Source organism: Mycobacterium sp. TH-M25, assembly GCF_057473665.1.
In genome coordinates, this window is the sequence record NZ_JBYCLA010000096.1 from 1 (window position 1) to 4,365 (window position 4,365).

Below are 4,365 nucleotides of genomic sequence, written 5' to 3' on the forward strand. Positions count from 1 at the left end.
AGCGGCGGCCGGACTCCACCACGCCGACCCGGTAACCCTTTTCCGTGAGCCGCAGCGCGCTGACGCTGCCGCCAAACCCTGACCCGCTGATGAGGACGTCTTAATCCGGCTTCATCGCCCCAGTATGGTCTGCCTTCGGCACCAACGTGCGGCCGAAACCTTAGATGCTGACGGTCAGGCCGACCTTCTGGAATTCCTTGAGGTCGCAATAGCCGGCCTTGGCCATGGATCGGCGCAGACCACCGACCAGATTCAGGGTGCCGAACGGGTCGTCGGAGGGCCCGTTCAGAACCTGCTGCAACGGCGGGCGCTCGCCGACGGCGGTCTGCAGTAACGCCCCGCGGGGCAGCGACGGGTGTGCCGCGGCGGCCGGCCAGAACCACCCGCCGCCCAGTGCCTCGGCACTTTGGGCCAACGGCGTGCCCAGCACCACCGCGTCGGCGCCACAGGCAATGGCTTTGGCCAACTCGCCAGACGTGTAGATATCGCCGTCGGCCAGCACGTGCACGTAGCGGCCGCCGGTCTCGTCGAGGTATTCGCGCCGCGCGGCGGCGGCGTCGGCGATCGCAGTAGCCATCGGCACGCTGATGCCTAACACCTCATCGGAGGTGGTGACCCCGCTGGTGGAGCCGTAGCCGACGATCACGCCGGCCGCGCCGGTACGCATCAGATGCAGCGCCGTGCGGTGGTCAAGCACACCGCCGGCGACCACCGGAACGTCGAGCTCAGCGATGAACGTCTTCAGGTTGAGTGGTTCACCAGCCCCTTCCCGATCCAGGGCCACTCTTTCAGCCGAGACGATGGAACCCTGGACGACCAGCAGGTCGATTCCGGCCGCCAGCAACACCGGCGTCAGCGCCTGAGCATTTTGCGGGCTGACCCGCACCGCGGTGGTCACTCCCGCCTCCCGGATCCGGGCCACCGCCGAACCGAGCAGGTCCGGGTTCAGCGGCGCAGCATGCAGCTCCTGCAGCAACCGGACCGCCGCCGCGGGTTCGGGCTCTTTCTCGGCGGCCTCGATCAACTGCGCGATCTTGGCCTCGACATCGGCATGGCGGCCGATCAGCCCCTCACCGTTGAGTACCCCCAGCCCGCCGAGCCGGCCCAGCTCGATGGCGAACTCCGGTGACACCAACGCGTCGGTCGGGTGTGCCACCACGGGGATCTCGAACCGGTAGGCGTCGAGCTGCCACGCCGTCGACACGTCTTTCGACGAGCGAGTGCGACGCGACGGCACGATGCTGATCTCGCTGAGCTCATATGTCCGACGGGCCACGCGGCCCATCCCGATCTCGACCATGTCGGGCGTCAACGCGCGTAGTAGTTGGGGGCTTCGACGGTCATCGCGACGTCGTGCGGGTGGCTCTCTTTGAGTCCGGCGGGTGTGATCCGGACGAACTGCGCCTGCTGCAACACCTCGATGGTGGGCGAACCGGTGTAACCCATCGCGGCGCGCAGACCACCCATCAGCTGGTGGATCACCGACGATAGCGGACCACGGAACGGCACCCTGCCCTCGATCCCCTCAGGGACCAACTTGTCCTCGGACAGGGCGTCGTCGGCGAAATAGCGGTCCTTGGAATACGACTTACCCCCACCCCTACCTTGCATGGCGCCCAGCGACCCCATGCCGCGGTAGCTCTTGAACTGCTTGCCGTTGACGAAGATCAGCTCGCCTGGCGCCTCAGCGGTGCCGGCCAACAACGAGCCCAGCATGGCCGTCGACGCGCCGGCGGCCAGCGCCTTAGCGATATCGCCGGAGTACTGCAACCCGCCGTCGGCGATGACCGGCACGCCCGCCGGCCCGCACGCCGCGACGGCCTCCAGAATCGCGGTGATCTGCGGCGCCCCGACACCGGCCACCACGCGGGTCGTGCAAATCGACCCGGGCCCCACGCCGACCTTCACCGCATCAGCGCCGGCCGCCACCAGGGCCGCGGCCGCCGACCTGGTGGCGACATTGCCGCCAATCACCTGGACCCGGTCGCCAATTTCGGCCTTGAGTTTGCCGACCATGTCGAGCACCAGCCGGTTGTGCGCGTGCGCGGTGTCGACGATCAGCACGTCGACCCCGGCGTCGACCAGCATCATCGCGCGGACCCAGGCATCTCCGCCGACACCAACGGCCGCACCCACCAGCAGCCGGCCGTCGCTGTCTTTGGTCGCCAGCGGGTGCTGCTCGGTTTTGACGAAGTCTTTGACGGTGATCAGCCCGGTCAGCCGGCCATGGCCGTCGACAACGGGCAGCTTTTCGATCTTGTTTCGCCGCAACAGACCCAATGCCGCGTCGGCGCTGACACCCTCGGCAGCGGTAATCAGCGGCGCTTTGGTCATCACCTCGGCGACCTGCTTGGACTGGTCGACCTCGAACCGCATGTCGCGGTTGGTGATGATGCCAACCAGCGCACCGGAATCGTCGACCACCGGCAACCCGGAGATCCGGAACCGGGCGCACAGCGCGTCGACCTGGGCCAAGGTGTTGTCCGGCCGGCAAGTGACCGGGTCAGTGACCATGCCGGCCTCGGAGCGTTTCACCGTCTCGACCTGCCCGGCCTGCTCGGCAACCGGCAGGTTGCGGTGCAGCACACCCATGCCGCCCGCCCGAGCCATGGCGATGGCCATCCGCGCCTCGGTGACGGTATCCATTGCCGAGCTGACCAACGGCACCTTGAGCCTGATCTTCTTGGTCAGCTGGCTGGACGTGTCCGCAGTGGCCGGCACCACGTCAGAAGCCGCGGGTAACAGCAGGACATCGTCGAACGTCAGTCCCAGCATGGCCACCTTGTGCGGGTTGTCACCCCCGGTCGCGGCTGGGTCGTCCATCAGGCCACCAACACGCAGGTACGAACTGGCAACGAGGTCGGAACTTTCTTTTAGGTTGGACATGCCACGGGTCATCGGTGCGGCCCTCCATACGCATGCGGGTGAGAAACCCCATCCTATCGACTGACCAATCCGCCGGGTTCGCATGGCCGGGTGTTCCGCCGACGATAAAACAACACCGGTCTAGGCTGCTGGCGTTATCGCTGCCCGCCTGCGTAGGCTAGAGGCGTGCGTGACCACCTCCCGCCGGGTTTGCCACCCGACCCGTTTGCCGACGACCCCTGCGACCCGTCGGCGGCGCTCGACGCTGTAGAGCCAGGTCAACCACTAGACCAGCAAGAACGGATTGCGGTCGAAGCCGACCTGGCTGACCTGGCCGTTTACGAGGCGCTGTTGGCGCATCGGGGAATTCGTGGACTTGTGGTGTGCTGCGACGAGTGTCAGCAAGACCACTATCACGACTGGGACATGTTGCGGGCCAACCTGCTGCAACTACTGATCGACGGCACCGTCCGACCGCACGAGCCGGCCTACGACCCCGAACCGGACTCCTACGTCACCTGGGATTACTGCCGGGGATACGCCGATGCCTCGCTGAACGAAGCGACATCCGACGCGGATGGCTATCACCGGCGTCATTAAATGACGCACCGTGAGCCGTAGCGCAGGTGTTAGGGCGCGGCACCGGGCGGCTCCGGCGGAATCGACGACCACGTCAACGTGGTTGAGGCAGCCGGCACGGTTGGCCCCGTTTCAGGCGCCGGCAACGTCGCATTCGGGTCGTGCGTCTCCACCTTCGTGTTCAGCAGATTCACCTGATTCATCAGGTCATTTCTGCGGTTATCGTCGTCCATCGATTGCACACTGCTGCTGACCTCAGCCAGCTGATCCTCGGCCTGGTCCCATTGGCCTTCGGCGATCATTTGTTGAACCTTGGCCAATTCGGCCTTGGCGGACAACACAATCTGATCGTTATTGACCCGCGGTGTGTCGAAGAACATCGTGTGCAGGCCATACAGCGCCTGTCCGGGACGGGCGTCGGCGACCACGGCGCCCAGCCCACTGAGCACTAGCAGCGTCGCCGCCACTGATCCGATCGCTGCCAGGCCGCGGCGAGCGCGTCGGCGCCCCGCAATTCCGGTGTACAGCGCCTCGACGGCCTGCTCGTGGGAAACCAATGCGCTCGCCGGTGGCCACCTCAACTCGTCGCGCCAGTCCTCCAGCAACGCGGCCAGCATGTCATCACGGGGATCGTCGAAGTCGACCGAATGACGTTCGGCGAGCGCGTCGAGGAGCAGATCGGTGCGGGCCACCTCATCCAAAGCCGGCTGATCGCCGAACGCATAACCAAACTCAGGCATAGTCACCCGCCGCGACAATCTCGGACTTCAACCGCGACAACGCGCGGTGCTGGGCCACCCGAACCGCTCCGGTGCTGCTGCCGACGGCGGCGGCGGTCTCCTCAGCGGACAGGCCGACGACAACACGCAGGATGAGGATCTCGCGCTGCTTGGCCGGCAAGATCTCGAGCAGTTCGTTCAT

Annotated in this window: 5 protein-coding genes and 1 pseudogene; 1 reads left to right on the forward strand and 5 read right to left on the reverse strand. The window is 66.2% G+C overall.

Annotation, left to right across the window (positions count from 1 at the left end; translation table 11 throughout):
• The 3 genes from AC2VOU_RS03475 to guaB all read right to left on the reverse strand — a co-directional run.
• Positions 1-91, reverse strand: a 91-nt coding sequence (locus AC2VOU_RS03475) for an NAD(P)-binding protein (protein WP_486956100.1), incomplete at its 3' end; no start/stop codon positions are given.
• Positions 92-160: 69 nt separating this feature from the next.
• The gene (locus tag AC2VOU_RS03480) at positions 161-1,300 is read right to left on the reverse strand and encodes a GuaB3 family IMP dehydrogenase-related protein (RefSeq protein ID WP_047315534.1); all 1,140 of its coding nucleotides are present in this window, start codon (positions 1,298-1,300) and stop codon (positions 161-163) included.
• Between the two features lie 8 nt (positions 1,301-1,308).
• The gene (guaB, locus tag AC2VOU_RS03485; RefSeq protein ID WP_047315535.1) at positions 1,309-2,898 is read right to left on the reverse strand and encodes an IMP dehydrogenase; all 1,590 of its coding nucleotides are present in this window, start codon (positions 2,896-2,898) and stop codon (positions 1,309-1,311) included.
• Positions 2,899-3,051: 153 nt separating this feature from the next.
• On the opposite strand from guaB, the gene AC2VOU_RS03490 reads away from it, so the two are divergent.
• Positions 3,052-3,465: a DUF5319 domain-containing protein gene (locus AC2VOU_RS03490; RefSeq protein WP_047315536.1), complete on the forward strand. Its 414-nt coding sequence runs from the start codon at positions 3,052-3,054 to the stop codon at positions 3,463-3,465.
• A 44-nt stretch (positions 3,466-3,509) separates the two neighbouring features.
• On the opposite strand, the pseudogene AC2VOU_RS03495 reads toward AC2VOU_RS03490, so the two are convergent.
• Both AC2VOU_RS03495 and AC2VOU_RS03500 read right to left on the reverse strand, forming a co-directional pair.
• Positions 3,510-4,184 (reverse strand): annotated as a pseudogene (locus tag AC2VOU_RS03495) (anti-sigma-D factor RsdA); the annotation flags it as partial.
• Positions 4,177-4,365: sigma factor-like helix-turn-helix DNA-binding protein (locus tag AC2VOU_RS03500; protein WP_486956099.1), on the reverse strand; the 189-nt coding region annotated here is incomplete at its 5' end. The pseudogene AC2VOU_RS03495 and the gene AC2VOU_RS03500, both read right to left, overlap by 8 nt.

What these genes read in the sequence shown, in the direction of transcription:
- AC2VOU_RS03480 (WP_047315534.1), bottom strand. Translation starts at nt 1,300, where the DNA reads ATGGTCGAGATCGGGATGGGCCGCGTGGCCCGTCGGACATATGAGCTC.
- guaB (WP_047315535.1), bottom strand. Translation starts at nt 2,898, where the DNA reads ATGACCCGTGGCATGTCCAACCTAAAAGAAAGTTCCGACCTCGTTGCC.